The 17,801-nt window shown below is 52.5% G+C and carries 14 protein-coding genes and 1 pseudogene; 2 read left to right on the top strand and 13 right to left on the bottom strand.

The genetic code is table 11. The annotated features are described in order from the left end of the window. Window positions 1–13 precede the first annotated feature (13 nt). The 5 genes from ubiB to pobA form a co-directional block, all read right to left on the bottom strand. Window positions 14–1,567 (bottom strand): ubiquinone biosynthesis regulatory protein kinase UbiB, encoded by a 1,554-nt coding sequence (ubiB, locus tag RHM61_RS03475; protein ID WP_322249745.1) that lies wholly within the window; start codon window positions 1,565–1,567, stop codon window positions 14–16. Further along, a complete protein-coding gene (locus tag RHM61_RS03480; protein ID WP_322249746.1) occupies window positions 1,564–2,130 on the bottom strand; it encodes a ubiquinone biosynthesis accessory factor UbiJ in 567 nt (188 codons plus the stop codon). The genes ubiB and RHM61_RS03480 overlap by 4 nt, the downstream gene beginning before the upstream one ends. 124 nt (window positions 2,131–2,254) lie before the next feature. Further along, window positions 2,255–3,169, bottom strand: coding sequence for a Tim44-like domain-containing protein (locus RHM61_RS03485; RefSeq protein ID WP_322249747.1), 915 nt, complete (start codon window positions 3,167–3,169; stop codon window positions 2,255–2,257). A gap of 49 nt (window positions 3,170–3,218) precedes the next feature. Further along, window positions 3,219–3,965 (bottom strand): bifunctional demethylmenaquinone methyltransferase/2-methoxy-6-polyprenyl-1,4-benzoquinol methylase UbiE, encoded by a 747-nt coding sequence (gene ubiE / locus RHM61_RS03490; protein ID WP_322249748.1) that lies wholly within the window; start codon window positions 3,963–3,965, stop codon window positions 3,219–3,221. A gap of 177 nt (window positions 3,966–4,142) precedes the next feature. Further along, complete coding sequence (gene pobA, locus RHM61_RS03495; protein ID WP_322249749.1) at window positions 4,143–5,324, bottom strand: 4-hydroxybenzoate 3-monooxygenase; 1,182 nt, start codon at window positions 5,322–5,324, stop codon at window positions 4,143–4,145. Window positions 5,325–5,449: 125 nt separating this feature from the next. Here pobA and RHM61_RS03500 point away from each other — a divergent pair, with 125 nt between their 5' ends. Further along, the gene (locus tag RHM61_RS03500; RefSeq protein ID WP_322249750.1) at window positions 5,450–6,349 is read left to right on the top strand and encodes a helix-turn-helix domain-containing protein; all 900 of its coding nucleotides are present in this window, start codon (window positions 5,450–5,452) and stop codon (window positions 6,347–6,349) included. Between the two features lie 12 nt (window positions 6,350–6,361). Here RHM61_RS03500 and RHM61_RS03505 read toward each other — a convergent pair whose 3' ends face one another. The 8 genes and pseudogenes from RHM61_RS03505 to RHM61_RS03540 all read right to left on the bottom strand — a co-directional run bounded on the left by RHM61_RS03505 (window position 6,362) and on the right by RHM61_RS03540 (window position 15,562). Continuing rightward, window positions 6,362–7,726 (bottom strand): MFS transporter, encoded by a 1,365-nt coding sequence (locus tag RHM61_RS03505; RefSeq protein ID WP_322249751.1) that lies wholly within the window; start codon window positions 7,724–7,726, stop codon window positions 6,362–6,364. Window positions 7,727–7,977: 251 nt separating this feature from the next. After that, a complete protein-coding gene (locus tag RHM61_RS03510; RefSeq protein WP_322249753.1) occupies window positions 7,978–8,166 on the bottom strand; it encodes a hypothetical protein in 189 nt (62 codons plus the stop codon). 26 nt (window positions 8,167–8,192) lie between these two features. After that, window positions 8,193–9,759 (bottom strand): annotated as a pseudogene (locus tag RHM61_RS03515) (IS3 family transposase). A 221-nt stretch (window positions 9,760–9,980) separates the two neighbouring features. Next, window positions 9,981–10,277 (bottom strand): PIN domain-containing protein, encoded by a 297-nt coding sequence (locus RHM61_RS03520; protein WP_322249754.1) that lies wholly within the window; start codon window positions 10,275–10,277, stop codon window positions 9,981–9,983. Then, window positions 10,274–10,468, bottom strand: coding sequence for a type II toxin-antitoxin system VapB family antitoxin (locus RHM61_RS03525; RefSeq protein ID WP_322249755.1), 195 nt, complete (start codon window positions 10,466–10,468; stop codon window positions 10,274–10,276). The genes RHM61_RS03520 and RHM61_RS03525 overlap by 4 nt, the downstream gene beginning before the upstream one ends. A gap of 250 nt (window positions 10,469–10,718) precedes the next feature. Next, window positions 10,719–11,138 (bottom strand): DUF971 domain-containing protein, encoded by a 420-nt coding sequence (locus tag RHM61_RS03530; RefSeq protein ID WP_322249756.1) that lies wholly within the window; start codon window positions 11,136–11,138, stop codon window positions 10,719–10,721. A 3-nt stretch (window positions 11,139–11,141) separates the two neighbouring features. Then, window positions 11,142–11,591 carry an HIT family protein gene (locus RHM61_RS03535; RefSeq protein ID WP_322249758.1) on the bottom strand — a complete coding sequence of 150 codons (450 nt, stop codon included), beginning with the start codon at window positions 11,589–11,591 and terminating at the stop codon, window positions 11,142–11,144. Beyond that, window positions 11,588–15,562 carry an FAD/FMN-binding oxidoreductase gene (locus tag RHM61_RS03540; protein WP_322249759.1) on the bottom strand — a complete coding sequence of 1,325 codons (3,975 nt, stop codon included), beginning with the start codon at window positions 15,560–15,562 and terminating at the stop codon, window positions 11,588–11,590. Before RHM61_RS03540 ends, RHM61_RS03535 begins: the two co-directional genes overlap by 4 nt. A 511-nt stretch (window positions 15,563–16,073) precedes the next feature. Between RHM61_RS03540 and RHM61_RS03545 the strand changes: the two genes are divergently transcribed. Beyond that, entirely contained in the window at window positions 16,074–17,765 is a 1,692-nt protein-coding gene (locus RHM61_RS03545) for a ShlB/FhaC/HecB family hemolysin secretion/activation protein (RefSeq protein WP_322249760.1), read from the top strand. Window positions 17,766–17,801: the final 36 nt, after the last annotated feature.

The following is a 17,801-nucleotide window of genomic DNA, read 5'->3' on the forward strand; positions in this document are numbered from 1 at the left end:
GCTGCACCGGCCATCAGAAATTGAGAAAACATTGAACCGCCACGACACCGGCAAACAAACCGCCGCCGAAATATACAATCACGCGCAATAAGGTGTTGGTACGGCGCTGTTCGGTCAACAAGGCTTGCAACATGCCATCACTGGCATGCGCCTCGCCGGCACGCGTCAAGGCTTGATGGGCTAAGCGCGGTAATTGCGGAAAGATATGACTGTAGCGCGGTGCTTCCGCCTTGAGCTTATCGAGCAAACCACGCCAGCCTACCTGCTCATTCATCCAACGTTCGAGATAGGGCTTGGCGGTTTTCCACAGATCGAGATCAGGGTCAAGTTGACGCCCCAAACCTTCGATATTGAGCAGAGTTTTTTGCAGCAGCACCAGTTGCGGTTGGACTTCAACATTGAAACGACGCGAAGTTTGAAACAGGCGTAACAGCACTTGTCCAAACGAAATATCTTTCAGCGGTCGATCAAAAATCGGTTCGCAGCAGGCACGCACGGCGGCTTCGAGCTCATCGACGCGGGTATCTTTCGGTGCCCAACCCGATTCGATATGGGCTTCCGCCACGCGTTTATAATCGCGTCGGAAAAATGCCAGGAAATTTTGCGACAGATAATCTTTGTCGAAATCATTGAGCGTGCCGACGATGCCGAAATCGAGCGCGATATAGCGGCCGAAGGTAGCGGCATCGGTGGAGACCAAAATATTACCTGGGTGCATATCGGCATGAAAGAAGCCATCGCGGAAAATCTGCGTGAAGAAAATCGTCACACCGTCACGCGAGAGCTTGGCCAAATCGACTCCGGCCTGGCGCAGACGGTCGATTTGCGAAATCGGAATACCGTTCATGCGCTCCATCACGATAACTGAAGAAGAACAGTAATCCCAATGCATTTCCGGTACCAGCAAGAGCTCGGAATCTTGGAAATTGCGCCGCAACTGGCTGCCATTGGCGGCTTCGCGCATCAAATCGAGTTCATCATGCAAATACTTATCGAATTCGCCGACCACTTCACGTGCCTTTAAACGTTTACCATCAGCCCACAAGGTTTCCAGCCAACCGGCCGCCACCTGCATCAGAGCAACGTCTTTATCTATCGTGTCCTTCATGCCTGGACGCAAAACCTTGACCGCCACTTCGCGCCCATCCTTGAGCGTAGCGAAATGAACCTGAGCAATCGACGCAGAAGCTACCGGGATCCGTTCAAAACTGGCAAATAATTGATCCGGATGCGCACCGAGCGATTTAACGATCTGGGCAATGGCCAAGTCGGGATCGAATGAGGGCACGCGATCTTGCAATCTGGCTAACTCATCGACTATGTCGGGCGGCATCAAATCGCGTCGCGTCGACAAGACTTGGCCGAGCTTGACGAAAATCGGGCCGAGGTCTTCTAAGGCTTTGCGCAAGCGTTCACCACGCGGTGCCGACAAGTCGCGCCAGAATAAAATCTGTTTGATCAGGCGCGCCGTCCGCGGCACACGCAAACCGGAAATAACGATTTCATCGATCCCATACTGCAGAGTAATGCGTATGATTTTGAGTAAACGCAGAAATTTAAAGCTCATCGAGACATCCTTTCCAGTTTTTCGATGCGCTTGGTCAGGCGTTCAACATCGTCACGGGTTTTATTGATAAGGGCACCATTGCTGGCAACCCGGGCCGGACGAACCAGCAGGGGATTTTCTTCGAGAAAGTATTCGGCGATATTTTCGTGTAATTTTTGCTGTGCTTCGAACCAATCGGATGCCGCTGTTTTCGCCCCGGCGACCAGTCGCACCGCCGCCACGTCGCCGATGAGCTTACTCAAATCAGCCTCGGCATCCCAGCGCAGATTCTGGCTCAAACGCGACAGCATATTGGCAAAATCGGCATCGCCTTCGATATTGACGTAGGAAAATGCCCGTTCACGCTGGCTCAGCATCAAAGGCAAGTCGCTCAAGCGCAGCCGTATCGTCACTGTCGCCGTCACCGGTTCCGCTGCCGCTTCGAACAGACCGTCGGGCCGGACCCGAAGGCAGAAACGGACAGCTTGCGCATCAATACAGACGACTTTCCCTGCATGGGCTTGCAACTGTTCGCTGGCCCAGTTTTCTTGTGCGAGTAAATGATTGATGAAAGGTGAGAGCATATCGATAAGAAAAACCTGCGATCATAAAAAAACCGCCCGGCAATCGAGCGGGCGGTTCCAAGTTTAACAGCTTATGTTGATGAGAAGATTCGATCTGCATCAGCACAGCGGCAATTTCTGCAGCTTAGGACAGCTGCTGTATCCCTGCCAACACCCAGCCGCCTTGCCCATTGGCCGGTTTGCTCAGATTCCAGACTTCGGCAAAGGCCTCGGCCGGCGCATTTTGCGATTCTTTGATCATGCCGGTGAACTTGACACTGGCCAGATGATCATTACCGACAGTTTCTATGCCCAGCAATTCGGCATCGATGTGCACGACATCGGTGACATTGGCAGTGGCACCGCGCTCTTGAATTTCGAGCTTGAGTTCGGCATACATTTCCGCACTGGTGAATTCACGCAAATCATTGATATCGGCTTTATCCCATGCCGCTTGCAAGCGGATGAAATAAGTTTTTGCGCTGCGCAAGAAGGCCGGCACATCGAAATCAGCCGGAACACTCCAGGTAGCAGCATTAGCAGCAACTGGTGCGGCGCTTTGCCAAGCCGGTTGCGGTTCGATACGGGAACCGATTTCCGGCGTATTCGAAGTTGCCATACCGGCATAGGCCGGTTGGGCATAGCCAGTACTGCCAGACGAAGCGCTGTTCTTACGGAACAGACGGATGACGAAAAAGATCGCCAAACCAATGAGAGCGAAGGTCAGCAAAGAGCCGAGCATACCAGCGACAGCGCCACCTAAGCCGAAATGCGACAAGGCGGCACCGATTAAAGCACCACCGATCAAACCGCCGACGATACCCTTCCAAGGACTGGCTGGCTTCGGTGGCAAGGCAGCCGGCGCCGGCGCGGCTGCCGGTGCAGCAGCCGGACGCGCTTGATTGGCCGTACCAGGATTAGCCGGTGGCGCTTGGCGCGAGACATTGTTCGATTGACGACCAATAGAACCGCCACCACCCATACGTTTGGCATCGGCATCGCTGATCGTCATGACCAGTGTACTGGCCAACATCACCATCATCAGTAGTATCTTCTTCATTTCCATCGCTCCTTGTTTGCTGCGCAATTGCTGCTTATTTGATTACTGCTTAAAGTTTGATTCCAGTGTGCAGGGCCGCCACACCTGCAGTCAGGTTGAAATACTTCACCTGTTCCAGGCCAGCCGCTTCCATCATCGCTTTGAGCGTTTCTTGGTCCGGGTGCATGCGTATCGATTCCGCCAAATAGCGGTAACTGGCTTCATCTCCGGCAATTTTCTGCCCCATCCACGGCAAAATCTTGAAAGAATAAAAATCATACGGCTTTTGCAACAATTCCGGCACTTTGGAAAACTCAAGTACCAGCAACTTACCACCAGGCTTGAGCACACGCTGCATCTCTGCCAGCGCCACATCCTTGTGCGTCATATTGCGTAAACCGAAGGCTACCGTCACCCTGTCGAAATAATTGTCGGGAAATGGTAACTTCTCTGCATCACAAAGCAAGGTGGGGGTGATCAAGGCTTTATTCAAGAGCCGATCGCGCCCTACCCGCAGCATCGATTCATTAATATCGGTGTGCCACACTTCACCGGAAGGACCGGCTTGCTTGACGAATTCTTTGGTCAAATCGCCGGTACCGCCAGCGATATCGAGCACTTTGTAACCAGGCCGCACGGCCGCATTGGCAATCGTGAACATTTTCCAGATCCGGTGCAAACCGCCCGACATGACATCATTCATGATGTCATACTTGGCCGCCACCGAATGAAACACTTCGGCAACCTTATGCACTTTCTGTTCTTCATCGACGGTGGCATAGCCGAAGTGGGTGGATTTACTGACTTGCTCGTTCATACTGTTCTTCACCTTGGGGATGCGCAATGGACAGAGCGATTGTAGCCTAAGTAGCCAGCTCTACGCCAACCACCGCCGATAAAAGTGATGTTAACAGTGGCGATGGAGGTTGGCAAAAAGCGGCTGGCAAGACGCGAATTTAATCGGCGCCTCCCTATCGATCACTCTATTTCCCGCTCATTCTATCGGTTCGTAGGGCAATCCCACGTAATTTTCTGCGATCGTCGTCAAACCCGCCAAGGAACCCGTGTAGTAGGCCAGCTCGGCTTGCTGCATCCGCTCGCTGAATGGGTCAGCGTCAAATTGATGCAAAACCGAGGTCATCCACCAAGAGAAACGTTCTGCCTTCCAGATTCTGCGCAAACAGATTTCGGAATATTTTTCCAGCAAATCGCTACGAGCTTCATGATAGGTTTTACGTAATGCATGATACAGCGTAGACACATCACTTGAGGCAAGATTGAGTCCCTTGGCACCGGTAGGCGGCACAATATGGGCGGCATCTCCGACCAGAAACATGCGCCCGAATTTCATCGGCTCAGTCACAAAACTGCGCAAGGGAGCAATACTCTTTTCGATTGAGGGGCCGGTGACCAGCCGCTCGGCCACATCCTGTGGCAGACGCGCTTTGAGTTCGTTCCAGAAACGCTCATCAGACCATTCATCAATATTTTCATCCAAGGCGCATTGCACATAGTAGCGGCTGAGCGTGTCCGAACGCATGCTGCAGAGTGCAAAGCCACGCTCGTGGCAGGCGTAGATCAACTCTTCCGAGACCGGTGGGGTGCGAGCAAGCACGCCCAGCCAGCTAAACGGATACACCCGTTCGTAGGTTTTTATTTCTTCCTTCGGCGCGGACTTGCGTGAAACACCGTGAAAGCCATCGCAGCCAGCGATATAGTCGCATTCCAGTTCAATCAATTCACCATTTTTTTGGAAGCTGACGCGCGGTCGCTCGGAATAAAAATCATGTAGTTCAACATTTTCAGCCTCATAAATAGTGATGCCACCAGCAGCCTTGCGGGCCTCCATCAAATCTCGGGTCACTTCGGTCTGCCCGTATACCATCACCGTTTTCCCAGCAGTCAAGGACTTCAGATCGATACGTTTCTGCTGGCCGGCAAAGGCAATGCTGAAGCCTTCATGGACGTGACCTTCCCTATCCATGCGTGCCCCAGCTTTTGCCTCTCTGAGCAAATCGACGAAGCCCTGCTCGAGTACCCCAGCGCGTATGCGTCCGAGCACATATTCAGGTGATTTTGCTTCAAGAATCACTGTATCGATTCCTTGCAGATGCAGTAACTGCCCGAGCAGTAAACCGGACGGTCCGGCACCGATAATTGCTACTTGTGTTTTCATTTTTTTGTCTCCTGATTATCTTGGTATGAGACCAGATGTTCGCCGGAAAACAACTTTTCAGGAATGGACTTTTACTCTTTTAAATTGTACATTTAGCGTATTCTTGATTATTTCTTACACTTGCCATGAATACAGTAAACCCCATCCCTGTGTATGATCTTTATGGCGAGAATGAGCTTTGGCCCAGCCCGGATTTGCTTCATGTTGAATCGATTGCCGCACGCAGCGAATTGCATAATTGGCAGATTAAGTCCCATCTGCACAACGGCTTATTTCAACTCCTCTATCTGCAGGCTGGTCATGCCCACATACAATTGGACGAACAACATCACACCATGCATCCAGGTCAAATTTTGTTGGTACCACAAATGTGCATTCATGGATTTAAGTTTGATCAAAATGCACTAGGACATGTTGTTACGATTGCCTACCCGATCATCATAGAATTAATAAAAAAAATGGGCGGCGAGTTAAGCACGTTCAGGCACCCTGGCATCCATACGCTATTGGATGATGAGGAAAGCACCCGCACCAGCATGGCACTGAAGGCGCTGGCATATGAATACCAACACCATGCGCCACATCGTAACTTGCTCATCGAAGCTTTGCTGACGACGATCTTGATCTGGGTTAGCAGAAACTCGCCTTCAAGCGCGCCGACGACTGCTCAGGAAAATGAAAAGAGCAGCAAGCATCTCGGCTATTTCGGGCGGTTGATCGAAGCAGAATATTCCACCCAGCATCTGGTGAACTATTACGCCAAAAAGATAGGCATTACTGCCGCACACCTGAATGTCATTTGCCGCCAAAATACAGGAAAATCGGCTTTACACCTGATCCATAATCGCATTCTGCTGGAAGCAAAGCGTCATCTGGTCTATACCAGTATGTCCATCAGCATCATGTCTTATGCCTTAGGCTTTGCCGACCCGGCTTACTTCACACGTTTCTTCAAACGCAATATGGACATGTCACCGATGGACTTCAGAAAGCAGGCGGCTACTTTGTTCGAGCAAAATAATTAGGACAGCGCAATATCAGTGCGCCAAAACCTGTTTTGAATCAATTTTTACCGCCGCCGATATTTCCGGGTGAACGAACTGTTTGATCAACAAAGCGATCGCCGCAATCAAGCCTGGAATGGCGAGAATGGAAAAAATGATGGGCAAACTGAGTTGACGCCGCGCCAGTTCAGCAACTAAAAAGGATCCTGCAATGCCACCAAAGCGGCCAATTCCAAGCATCCACGCAACACCTGTGGCACGACCTGGCGTTGGATAATAACTGGCAGCCAAGGCCGGCATCGATGACTGCGCGGTATTCATGATGGCACCGGCGAGAAAGACCACCACGACTAACAGACCGACATTGCCGGCTACCTGACCAATGGAGAAAATAGCCAAGGCGGTCAATGCATAACCAATGGCAATGATGCGGTTGCCATTGAATCTATCCATCAACCAGCCAAAGAAAATCGCCCCAACGCCACCCAATGGAAACAGGGCTGAAATTAAGGTCGCATCTTTTGCTGCGATACCGGCATCTTTAAACAAAATCGGCATCCAATTGATCAAGGCATAAAAAATGACCAGCCCCATAAAATACGTCAGCCACAACATGAAGGAACCGATTGCATAGGGACGGGAAAGCACGACGCCTAAACCGTTTTTACCGGCCGTGGATGGCTTGACTTCAGTCAGGAAAAATCCGCCTGCATCATGCGCACTTGCCGAGATACGGCTCATTACGGCGCGAATCCGCTCAATTGGCTGAGAACGGCTCACCATATACCGTAACGACTCAGGCAAAAACACTATTAACAAGATCACCAGCACCAATGGTACGCCGCCACCAAGTACCAACACGCCACGCCATCCCCATATTGGAATGATCCAGGCGGCAAGAAATCCACCAAACGCTGCCCCCAAAGGAAAGCCGGAAAACATGGCATTGGTCAGCACGCCGCGGCGCTGATCAGGACAATACTCACTCATCAAGGTAACAGCATTCGGCATAGCCGCGCCCAAACCTATGCCAGTGATAAAACGCAGCACGACCAGTTGTGACAAATCGCCGGCAAACGCCGATCCCAGGCAAGCGACTGCAAACAGGGAGACCGACACGACCAGCACCAACTTGCGCCCCAAGCGATCCGCCAGTGGCCCGGCCGAGAGTGCCCCGGCAGCCAGACCGAACAAGGCCGCACTCAGTACCGGTGCCAGAGCGAGCCTTGACACCCCCCACTCCTTGATCAGTGAAGGTGCGATATAACCGATGGCGGCAGTATCAAAGCCATCGAGCAATACAATAAAAAAACAGAGGCTGAAAATCAGCCACTGATAGCGTGAAAATGGGTGCTCGTTCAGAAATACCTGAACATCAATCTGGCGTTCTTTGCTCATTATTTGTCTCTGTTTATTGTAATTTTTTGTAATGCTTTTTATTGTATCGACCAAGCTATTGACCGGGTGCGAACACGGAAGTGTGCTCAAAGTAGGGAGCTTGACATGGAAGCCATTATGGTTCGCGGAGAAAAAATAGAGAAGCTGCTTCAAACACTAGCAGCTATATCAAAATGGCATAGTAGGCAGGGCCATATTCGCTGGCTTGAGCATACTGCCGACCGTGGGCGACGTGCGCAAGGCCGACTCACTCACCCGTAGGGTACGGGGGATTCGTTGATGTGCGTGGCAATCAGGGCCGGACGCAAGCCTAAGTGCATCACGAAGGGCTCAAAGTCTCTATCAATGTAGAGTAAGCGGCAGCAATCTTCGATGCAACGCGTAGCAATGAGGGTATCGATGGTTTTACGCACCGTTACGCCGAGGGCGGAGTTTTTCAAGCTAGTTGTCGCCTAAAAGTAAATTTTTATGCCGCCAGTTTCAGTTCTTGATATACGTCCTCATGATTTAATGCTTCCTTGTTAGTTTTGTCTGGATTTAAGTCAACAACGTTGGCGCGGTCCCAGTTACGAGTAGCACCGCTCCAGCGATTCGAGTTCCTTGCTTTTGCCGCCGCATACAATTGCTCACGTCGAATCAATAATTCCACATCCAGACCGGCATGGCGTTCAGCTGGCGTTACAAACTGAATGGCACTGTGCCGGTGTTCTTCGTTATACCAATGCATGAATGTAGTAACCCAATTCCTGGCTGCCAGGAGATCCTTAAATGGGCGACGTGGATATACTGGGCAGTACTTCAATGTTTTAAAAAAGCTTTCGGCGAACGGGTTGTCATTACTCACGGCAGGACGACTGAATGACGGCATGACGCCCAGCACCTGCAGCATGGCCAGCATCGTGGAGCCCTTCATCGGACTGCCGTTATCCGAATGAAGAACGACCTGATTTTGTGCGATTTTTTCTCGCACACAAATGTCCTTCATCACCTCGCTGGCCAGCGCGCTGCTTTCGGTTTCAAATACCTGCCAGCCGACCACTTTGCGACTAAATACATCGATGAACATATAGAGATAAAAATAGATGCCTCTGATCTCTGTCGGCAAATAGGTGATGTCCCAACAGTACAATTGGTTGGGCCCGGTTGCCTTTAAAGCACGTGGTTTGTTGCGGGGTTGCCTTGGCTTTTCTTCGCCACGGTGCACAAGCATATTTTTAGCCTTGAGTAAGCGATAGAACGTTGACTCCGATGCGACATAAATTCCATCATCAGCCAATCGCGGAACGATCTGGCTTGGCGGCAGATGGCCGTATTCCGGCGAGTTGGCAATGGCCAGAACCTGTTGTCGTTCCTCTGAACTAAGCTGATTCTGAGGTACCTGCACACGCCCTGTTCGCCGGTCTGCTTGCTCAGTCACCTGATCAATTTTCCAGCGCTGCAGCGTACGCTCGCTTAAATCAATTACGTCGCAGGCACGTTCCTGACGTGCGCCTGAAACCACCGCTTCAGCTACCAGTGTCAATACGTTATTGCGCTCCGGGATTGGGGTCATTACTCCTCGTCCTCCCAAAGCGCACGGAACTTTTTTGCAGAACCAGCAGTGCTGCCGCCTCCGCCAGAGCTTTGTCTTTCCGGGCCAGCTCACGCTTGAGTTTGACGTTTTCATCTTTCAGCGATTTAACTTCACCAGCTTTGGGTGCGGCCTCTTTACCGCTGGCGCAAAAAGCAGATTTCCAACTGGTTAAATTATGCGGGAATAAACCACGTTCACGGCACCATGCCTGAAGCTGCTCTCCCGCTAACGCATGGCTCTCATGCAGTGCCTGCAGTTGTTCTTCTACCGTCCAGTCGCTCGGTCGTTTTTCTTTTTCTGACGCCGGACTGCCCGCCAGTGCTGACTTCTTTTTCATCCAATATCTCAACGTGTGGTGATTCAAATTTAAATCAGTGGCCACTGACATGATTGTTCGGTCGCCACGGGAATAGGCCTTCTGTAATGCCTGCTCAATAAATGCAGCGGAATAGGTTGCCATTGTTGCCTCGCTCAATAAGTTAAAAAGAGAGGTAACAACCAGATTGAAGATCGCCGGTCATTTTAGCCGTATAACTTCAAAATCAAAAAGCAAACCTTAACGTCTTGAGGGAATGGGTTCCGCTGCGCTCCACCCATAAAACCCGACTGCCTACGCCGGAAAAAGCTGGATAGATAATGCGAAAAACACAAACAAACAGACTTCAATGAGATCGGTTCAATTTAAAAAGTTACACGACAAGTAGTCTGACAGATGGGGAGGGCGCGTAATGTGCGGTAGTTCTCGGCCGCTCGCAGCGCGATGCGCACGCCGCCTAACTCGACTATCTTGAGTGCGGTAAGAAATTTTTTCGCCCGTTGCAGATCGCGCTCGCGGCTAAAGCCTTGCAAAACTTCAAGCAAAATAATATCGCCGGTGGCAACAAACTCGCTCCCTAGCATGGCATCAAGCGCATCAGTCTGACGCGTCACCGCGCCTCGGAAATAATCGATCCATACACTGGAATCGACCAAAATCATCGGTCTGCTCGCATGACATCGAGATCACCTTGCCAAGCCAGAATACCTCTGAGTTGGCGAATTTGTTCCTGCTGTTTCAAGCGCAACAGAGTGCGCAATCCGAGTTCGACAACTTCACGTTTGGTCTTGAGACCAGTCAAGTGCAGCGTCTCTTGAATCAAGTTATCATCGATGACAATATTGGTTCGCATGATGCCCTCCACGGCTGAATTTTGATTATCCTAGCGCGAGTCAACGAAGAGATCAAGCCGTTTTTACACTGCCGTGCGCGGATCTGACAAGGGCATTATTCCGACGATTGCGGTAAAGCTATGCTGCGCAATTGGAAGCAGCCGTCGCTGTTAAACACCTAGGTTTCGGAACTCTCACAGCGACCGCCGTACTGGAGCATGGCCTTGCATAGTTATCCACTGACAGCGCGCGGCGCGGCGACTACTCAATTCAATGCGAATGACCACAGGCGCTGCCCGCCTTGCCCTGCATCGGCGCATCACGGCCGCTGTCATCAGGGAAGCCGGCTTCCTGCAATTTTTGCAGATACTCTTGCCACAGGCGCGCCTGCTCAGTACCCAACTGGTAGAGATAATCCCAAGTGAAGATACCGGAACTGTGGCCGTCATCAAACACCGGTTTGACGCCGTAGTTCCCGACCGGCTCAAGTGCACTGAGGCTGACGCCACGTTTGCCGGTTTGCAGAATTTCTTGGCCGGCACCGTGACCGCGTACTTCAGCCGACGGCGAATACACGCGCAATAATTCGAATGGCAAGGAAAAGCTGCAGCCGTCATCAAAAGCGATGTCCAACACGCCGCTCTGGGTGCGAGCATCGAGGGCGGTAGGCTGGGGTTTGACTATGGTCATGAGTTACTCTATCAGGGTAGGTAGTGCAAGATTCAAAGCAACGATCAGTTCGCTGCGCAATTGCGGCAATACCGCACGGCGGGCCGCCAACGCCAGCGCATCGGGCGAGCTGCCATGGGGCGCGGCCCACACTGGCTGGGGAAAATGGGCATCGTCGATAAAACGTGGAATCACATGCCAATGCAGATGCGGCACCATATTGCCGAAACTGGCCAGATTGATTTTATCTGGCTGCATCACACGACGCAGCACCGTTTCGACTTGCCACACCACGGCCATCAACAACTGACGATCAGGCTCGCTCAGCTCGCTCATTTCCTTGACATGCGCATGCCAAATCACACGGCAAAAACCAGGATAATTGGCGTCATCGACCAAGATCACGCGCCATTTTTCGGCGGCGACAATCACGTCGCCGCCATCGAGCGCACATAATTCGCAGTGCGCACTCACACCAACACCCGTTCTATGCCGCCATTATTGGCTTTGGCTACATACTCGGGCAACCAGTTTTCGCCTAATACATGGCGGGCCATTTCGATGACGATGTAGTCGGCCGTGGTGTTGCTGTCATCGTTGTAACGCGTCAAGCCCTGCATGCAAGCTGGGCAAGAAGTCAGAATTTTGACGTCGCCGGTAAAGCCATCGGCGCGCAACTTGTCTGCCCCTTTGAGCATTTCCTCTTCTTTGCGGAAGCGGATCTGCGTCGAGATATCGGGGCGCGATACCGCCAGCGTGCCAGCTTCGCCACAGCAGCGATCATTTTTTTCTATCTTGACTTGATCGATCGTGGTGATCAAAGCATTGACGGTTTTCAAAGGATCCTGCAATTTCATCGGTGTATGACAAGGGTCATGGTACATGTAGCGGGTACCGCTGACGCCTTCGAGTTTCATACCTTTTTCCAGCAAATACTCATGGATGTCGATGATGCGACAGCCCGGGAAAATTTTATCGAATTGATAGGTGGCAAGTTGATCGTAACAAGTGCCGCAAGAAACCACGACCGTTTTGATATCGAGATAATTGAGCGTGTTGGCCATACGATGGAACAGCACACGGTTATCGGTAATCATCTTCTCGGCCTTGTCGAACTGGCCGGCGCTGCGTTGCGGATAACCGCAGCACAGATAGCCTGGCGGCAGCACTGTCTGCACGCCGACTTGCCATAACATCGCTTGCGTCGCCAGACCAACTTGCGAAAATAGCCGCTCCGAGCCGCAGCCCGGGAAATAAAACACCGCCTCGGTGTCGGCCGTGGTGGTAGCAGGATTACGGATGATGGGAACGATTTTATCGTCCTCGATATCGAGCAAGGCACGCGCCGTTTTCTTGGGCAAATTCCCCGGCATTTTTTTATTGATGAAGTGAATCACCTGCTCTTTGATAGCCGGCTTGCCGATCGAAGCAGGCGGCGCCTTGGTCTGTTTTCTGGCCAATTGTTTCAGCACCGTATTACCGAAACGCTGAGCACCGACACCCCAGCCGAAAATCACTTTGCGGGCCGCCTTAATGGTGGCCGGATCTTTGGCATTGAGGAAAAACATCGCCGCCGTGGTGCCGGGGTTAAACGATTTCTTATCCATTTTGCGCAACAGATTGCGCATATTCATGGAGACATCACCGAAATCAATATCGACCGGACACGGCGTCACGCACTTATGACAGACCGTGCAATGGTCGGCCACATCTTCGAACTCTTCCCAATGCTTGATGGAAATCCCACGACGGGTTTGCTCTTCGTATAGAAACGCTTCGACCAATAAAGAGGTGGCAAGAATTTTATTGCGTGGTGAATACAGTAAATTGGCGCGCGGCACATGGGTCGCACACACCGGTTTACATTTTCCGCAACGCAAGCAATCCTTGACGCTGTTAGCAATCGCACCAATATCGCTTTGTTGCATGATCAAGGATTCATGCCCCATCAAACCGAACGAGGGCGTATAGGCATTGCGCAAATCGGCCGCATAGCCTGGCAAATTGAGCAACTTGCCTTTGTTAAAGCGGCCATCCGGATCGATGCGTTCTTTGTACGAGCGGAAATCTTTGATTTCATCTTCGGTTAAAAATTCCAACTTCGTGATACCAATGCCATGCTCACCCGAGATCACGCCATCCAAGGCACGGGCCAGCACCATGATGCGCGCGACGGCTTGATGTGCCACCTGCAGCATGGCATAGTCATCCGAATTGACCGGTAAATTGGTATGCACATTGCCATCGCCTGCATGCATGTGCAAGGCGACGAACACGCGGCTACGCAATACTTTCTTGTGTACGGCCACGCACTCATCGAGTATCAGCTTGAACGCCGCACCATTGAAAATCTGGCGCAACTGGGCCCGTACTTCCTGCTTCCAAGAGATACGCACGGTACGATCTTGGACGATAGAAAACACGCTGGCATCGGCTTGCTGCTGTACCCGTTCGGCAAACACCGCATCCAAGCTAGCCAAGCCATGCAAGCTCAGCCCGGCGCGCGCCTCGGCCAGCGGCAGATCGAGCTGAGTCAGCAGATACGTCCAGCGGGCATGGGTTGCGGCCAGCAAGGCAACGGTCTGGCTGACGCGGTCTTCCAGCAACTCGGCGGCAGAAATATCATCGCCGTCGGCATCTTCGCTTTTTCCTAAAGGCAAATTACCCTTGGCGAAAAACTCTTGCAAGGCCGTGATCAGGGCCAGCTTGTTTTGTATCGACAATTCGATATTGATGCGTTCTATACCATCGGTATATTCACCCATGCGATTGAGCGGAATGACGACGTCTTCATTGATTTTGAAGGCATTGGTATGTTTCGAAATCGCCGCAGTTTTGGCGCGATCGAGCCAAAACTTCTTACGCGCTTCCGGACTGACGGCAACAAAGCCTTCACCGACGCGGGTATTGGCAATCCGTACCACTTCCGAAGCCGCTTGCGCCACGGCGTTTTCATCGTCACCGACGATGTCGCCGAACAGCGCCATCTTCGGCAGTACACCGCGCTTGGATTTGGTGGTGTAACCGACGGCGCGCAGATAACGTTCGTCGAGATGCTCGAGACCGGCCAAAATAGCCCCGCCTTTTTTGGTTTCGCCATCGAGGTAATCTTTAATTTCGACTATGCTTGGAATCGCGTCGCGCGCTTGGCCGAAAAATTCCAGGCAAACGGTACGGGCAAATTTCGGCATCTTGTGCAAGATCCAGCGCGCCGACGTGATCAACCCGTCGCAACCTTCTTTTTGCACGCCTGGCAAACCGGCCAGAAATTTATCGGTCACATCCTTGCCCAGACCTTCTTTGCGAAATACCCGGCCCTTGATTTCCAGACGTTCGGTTTTGAACGACTGTTTTTCGCCGGGATGTGTCCAGACCAAGTCAAACTTGGCTAATTCAACATCATGAATCTTGCCCAGATTGTGTTCGATACGCGTCACTTCGAGCCAATCGCCATTCGGGTCGACCATCTTCCACGAAGCCAGATTATCGAGCGCAGTGCCCCACAACACGGCTTTTTTGCCGCCGGCATTCATCGCCACATTGCCGCCTATGCAAGACGCTTCGGCCGAGGTCGGGTCGACCGCAAACACATAGCCGGCTTTTTCCGCCGCATCAGCGACGCGTTTGGTGACCACGCCGGCACCGGAGTAGATGGTGGCGTAATCGCGCTCGACACCGGGCAGGCGCGTGATTTCCACCGCCCCGAGTTGTTCGAGCTTTTCGGTATTGATCACCGCTGACAAAGGCGTGAGCGGAATCGCACCACCGGTGTAACCGGTGCCGCCGCCGCGCGGGATGATGGTCAGACCGAGTTCAATACAGCTCTTGACCAGCCCAGCCATCTCGTCTTCGGTGTCGGGCGTGAGCACGACGAATGGATATTCGACGCGCCAATCGGTGGCATCGGTCACATGCGAAACGCGGCTCAGGCCATCGAACTTGATATTGTCTTTGGCGGTGTAACGCGCCAGCAAGCGATTGGCCTTCTTGCGCAGATCATAGGTGGCGCGAAATTGTCGAGCGAATTCGGCCACCGCCGCGCGGGCCGCATGCACCAAAGTTTCCACACTATGGCTGCGTTCGGCATCGTCATCATTAGCGGTATTGAGACGGCGCTTCTCGACTTCGCCCAAGCGGTGGTTCAAGGCATCGATCAAATCTTGCCGCCGCTTAGGATTGTCGAGCATATCGTCTTGCAGATACGGATTACGCTGCACCACCCAGATATCGCCAAGCACTTCGTAGAGCATGCGCGCCGAGCGCCCGGTTTGGCGTTTACCGCGTAATTGATCGAGCAATAACCAGGCATCTTCGCCCAGCAGACGAATGACGATTTCACGGTCGGAAAACGAGGTGTAATTGTACGGAATTTCACGCACGCGGGTAGCACCGGCGCCCGGAGGCGTGTCAGCGAGCAAAGCAGGAACAGGGAGGGGAGCGTTCATCAGAGGCGTGGATGTTGCGGACGACAGCGCAGCAGTATGGCATGGCAGTGGCGCAGACAAAACCGAAAGCGAGTTTCGCAAACCCCGTGCAGCTATAGCTGTTAGGCATCATTCCTGAGTTTTTAAAGGCTTATTTTAGCGTATTGCGCCCAACCACGCGGCAACAGCCTTGAAGTTTGTATGGCTATGTTAGGAATATGCCGTGGTTTTCCAAACGTAATTTGGGAAAAGCGCGATTTTTTTTCACAAATCGGCTTTTGATGCGCCTCGATGATGCAAAAAGGCACTATTGCGGGGCATGATAAAAAGCCACTACCCTCACTTAGCTTATTGTTTTTCGGCTGGAATTTCGGCTATTTCGCGGAGTTAAGCGTAGTTTCAGATTTTTCCTACACTTTACCTCGCTCTTGGAGTTCTACAATTGTCCGCTATTCAATTTCAAAATTCCGCGATGCCTGCTTTCTTTGATTCACTTCAACCTCTATGTGCCCGTCTGGCAATCGGGTTGACTGTGCTCGCCACAACGGCTCAAGCCCAAGTACCGAGCACGGTCGATAGCGAAGAACAACGCCGACGCACACAAGAACAGTACCAACAGCGGATGCGTCAGACGGAGGAACCGGTAGTCAAGCTGGCCGATGGCGAATATGTAGCCGAGCAAGCCTTGCAGTTACCGGCAGAAAGCCCTTGTTTTCCCATCAAACAAATACACTTGCAATTGCCCGAGCAACTCTCAGAGAGCGTGCGTGCGGCCGGCGCATTCGCCTTGCCACAAGACAAGCTGCATTTTGCCCACAGTTATCTGCAGAATTATGTCGGTACCTGTATCGGCAAACAAGGGCTCAATTTGATCGTCCAAGGTCTGGGCGCGCTGATCTTGGTGCGCGGCTACAGCACCACGCGCATTGGTATTCCCGAACAAGACTTGTCCAGCGGTACGCTCAGACTGAGTCTGATACCAGGCATGATACGGCGCATTCACATCAAGGACGCGCAAATACGTACCAGCACCCGATCGACCTTCCCCGGCCAAGCCGGCACCCTGCTCAATTTGCGCGATTTGGAACAAGGCTTGGAACAACTCAAGCGGGTCCCGAGTCTGGATGTGGAAATGCAAATCATCCCCGGTGACACAGCGGGGGAAAGTGATGTACTGCTCGACATCGTCCAAGGCAAGCCCTGGAAAGTCAGCGTCACGCTCGACGACAGCGGCAGTCGCAGTACCGGAAAATGGCAAGCCGGCGTCCAGGTCGCGCTCGACCAGCCGCTCGGCTTGGCCGACATTTTCTCGTTCGGTTTCAACAGCGATGCCGACCGCGCCTCTGATCGCCGCAGTACCAGCGGCAATCATTTTTATTACGCGCTGCCATTCGGGTATACCGAACTGGCCTTCGCCGGCAGCAGTTACGATTATCAACAAAAAATCGCTGGCCAAGAGGCCGACTTTATCTGGAGCGGCCGCTCGAAAAATCTTGATGTACGCCTGAGCCAGGTATTCCAGCGCGATCAGATGCAAAAAAATACCTGGCAATTCAAAACTGGCAAACGCTGGAGTCGCGCCTACGCCAACGACGCCGAGCTGGGCAACCAACAACGCCATACCAGCTTTGCCGAACTATCTTGGCTGCACAAACACTATTTTGGGCGCGCCCAACTCGACTTCAATTTGACCCAGCGTTGGGGCGTCAACTGGTTCAATGGCCAAGCCGACCCGCCGGCCGAACTGCGGAAAGACGATGACGGCAGCTTCCGTTACAGCTTGCAAACCATCGATGCCAGTTTCATCGCACCATTTCAATTTGCACGCCACTCCTTGAGCTGGATGAGCAGCTTGCGCGCCCAATACAGCAATGCGCGACTGTATGCCAGCGACCAATTCAGCATCGGCAACCGCTACACCGTGCGCGGCTTTGACGGCGAGTTGAGTCTGGCGGCCGAACGCGGTTTTTTTCTGCGTAACGAAGTCAAGCTCGCGCTCGGCGGATCCGGCACCTCCCTTTACCTCGGCCTCGATCTGGGTAAAGTCAGCGGACCTGCGCGCAGCAAATTAGCCGGTGACAAGTTGGCCGGCACCGCCCTCGGCCTGCGCGGCGCTTGGGGGGGACTGCAATACGACATCTTCTCGGCTTGGTCGCTGTATCAACCCAGCCACTTCCCCAGCGCCAGCCCGGTCGCCGGAATCAACCTGAGTTGGCAATATTGACGCCCTGCTCGTTATGACATCAAAACTATTTTTTTA

It is taken from the genome of Undibacterium sp. CCC3.4 (assembly GCF_034347425.1).
GTDB lineage: Bacteria > Pseudomonadota > Gammaproteobacteria > Burkholderiales > Burkholderiaceae_D > Undibacterium.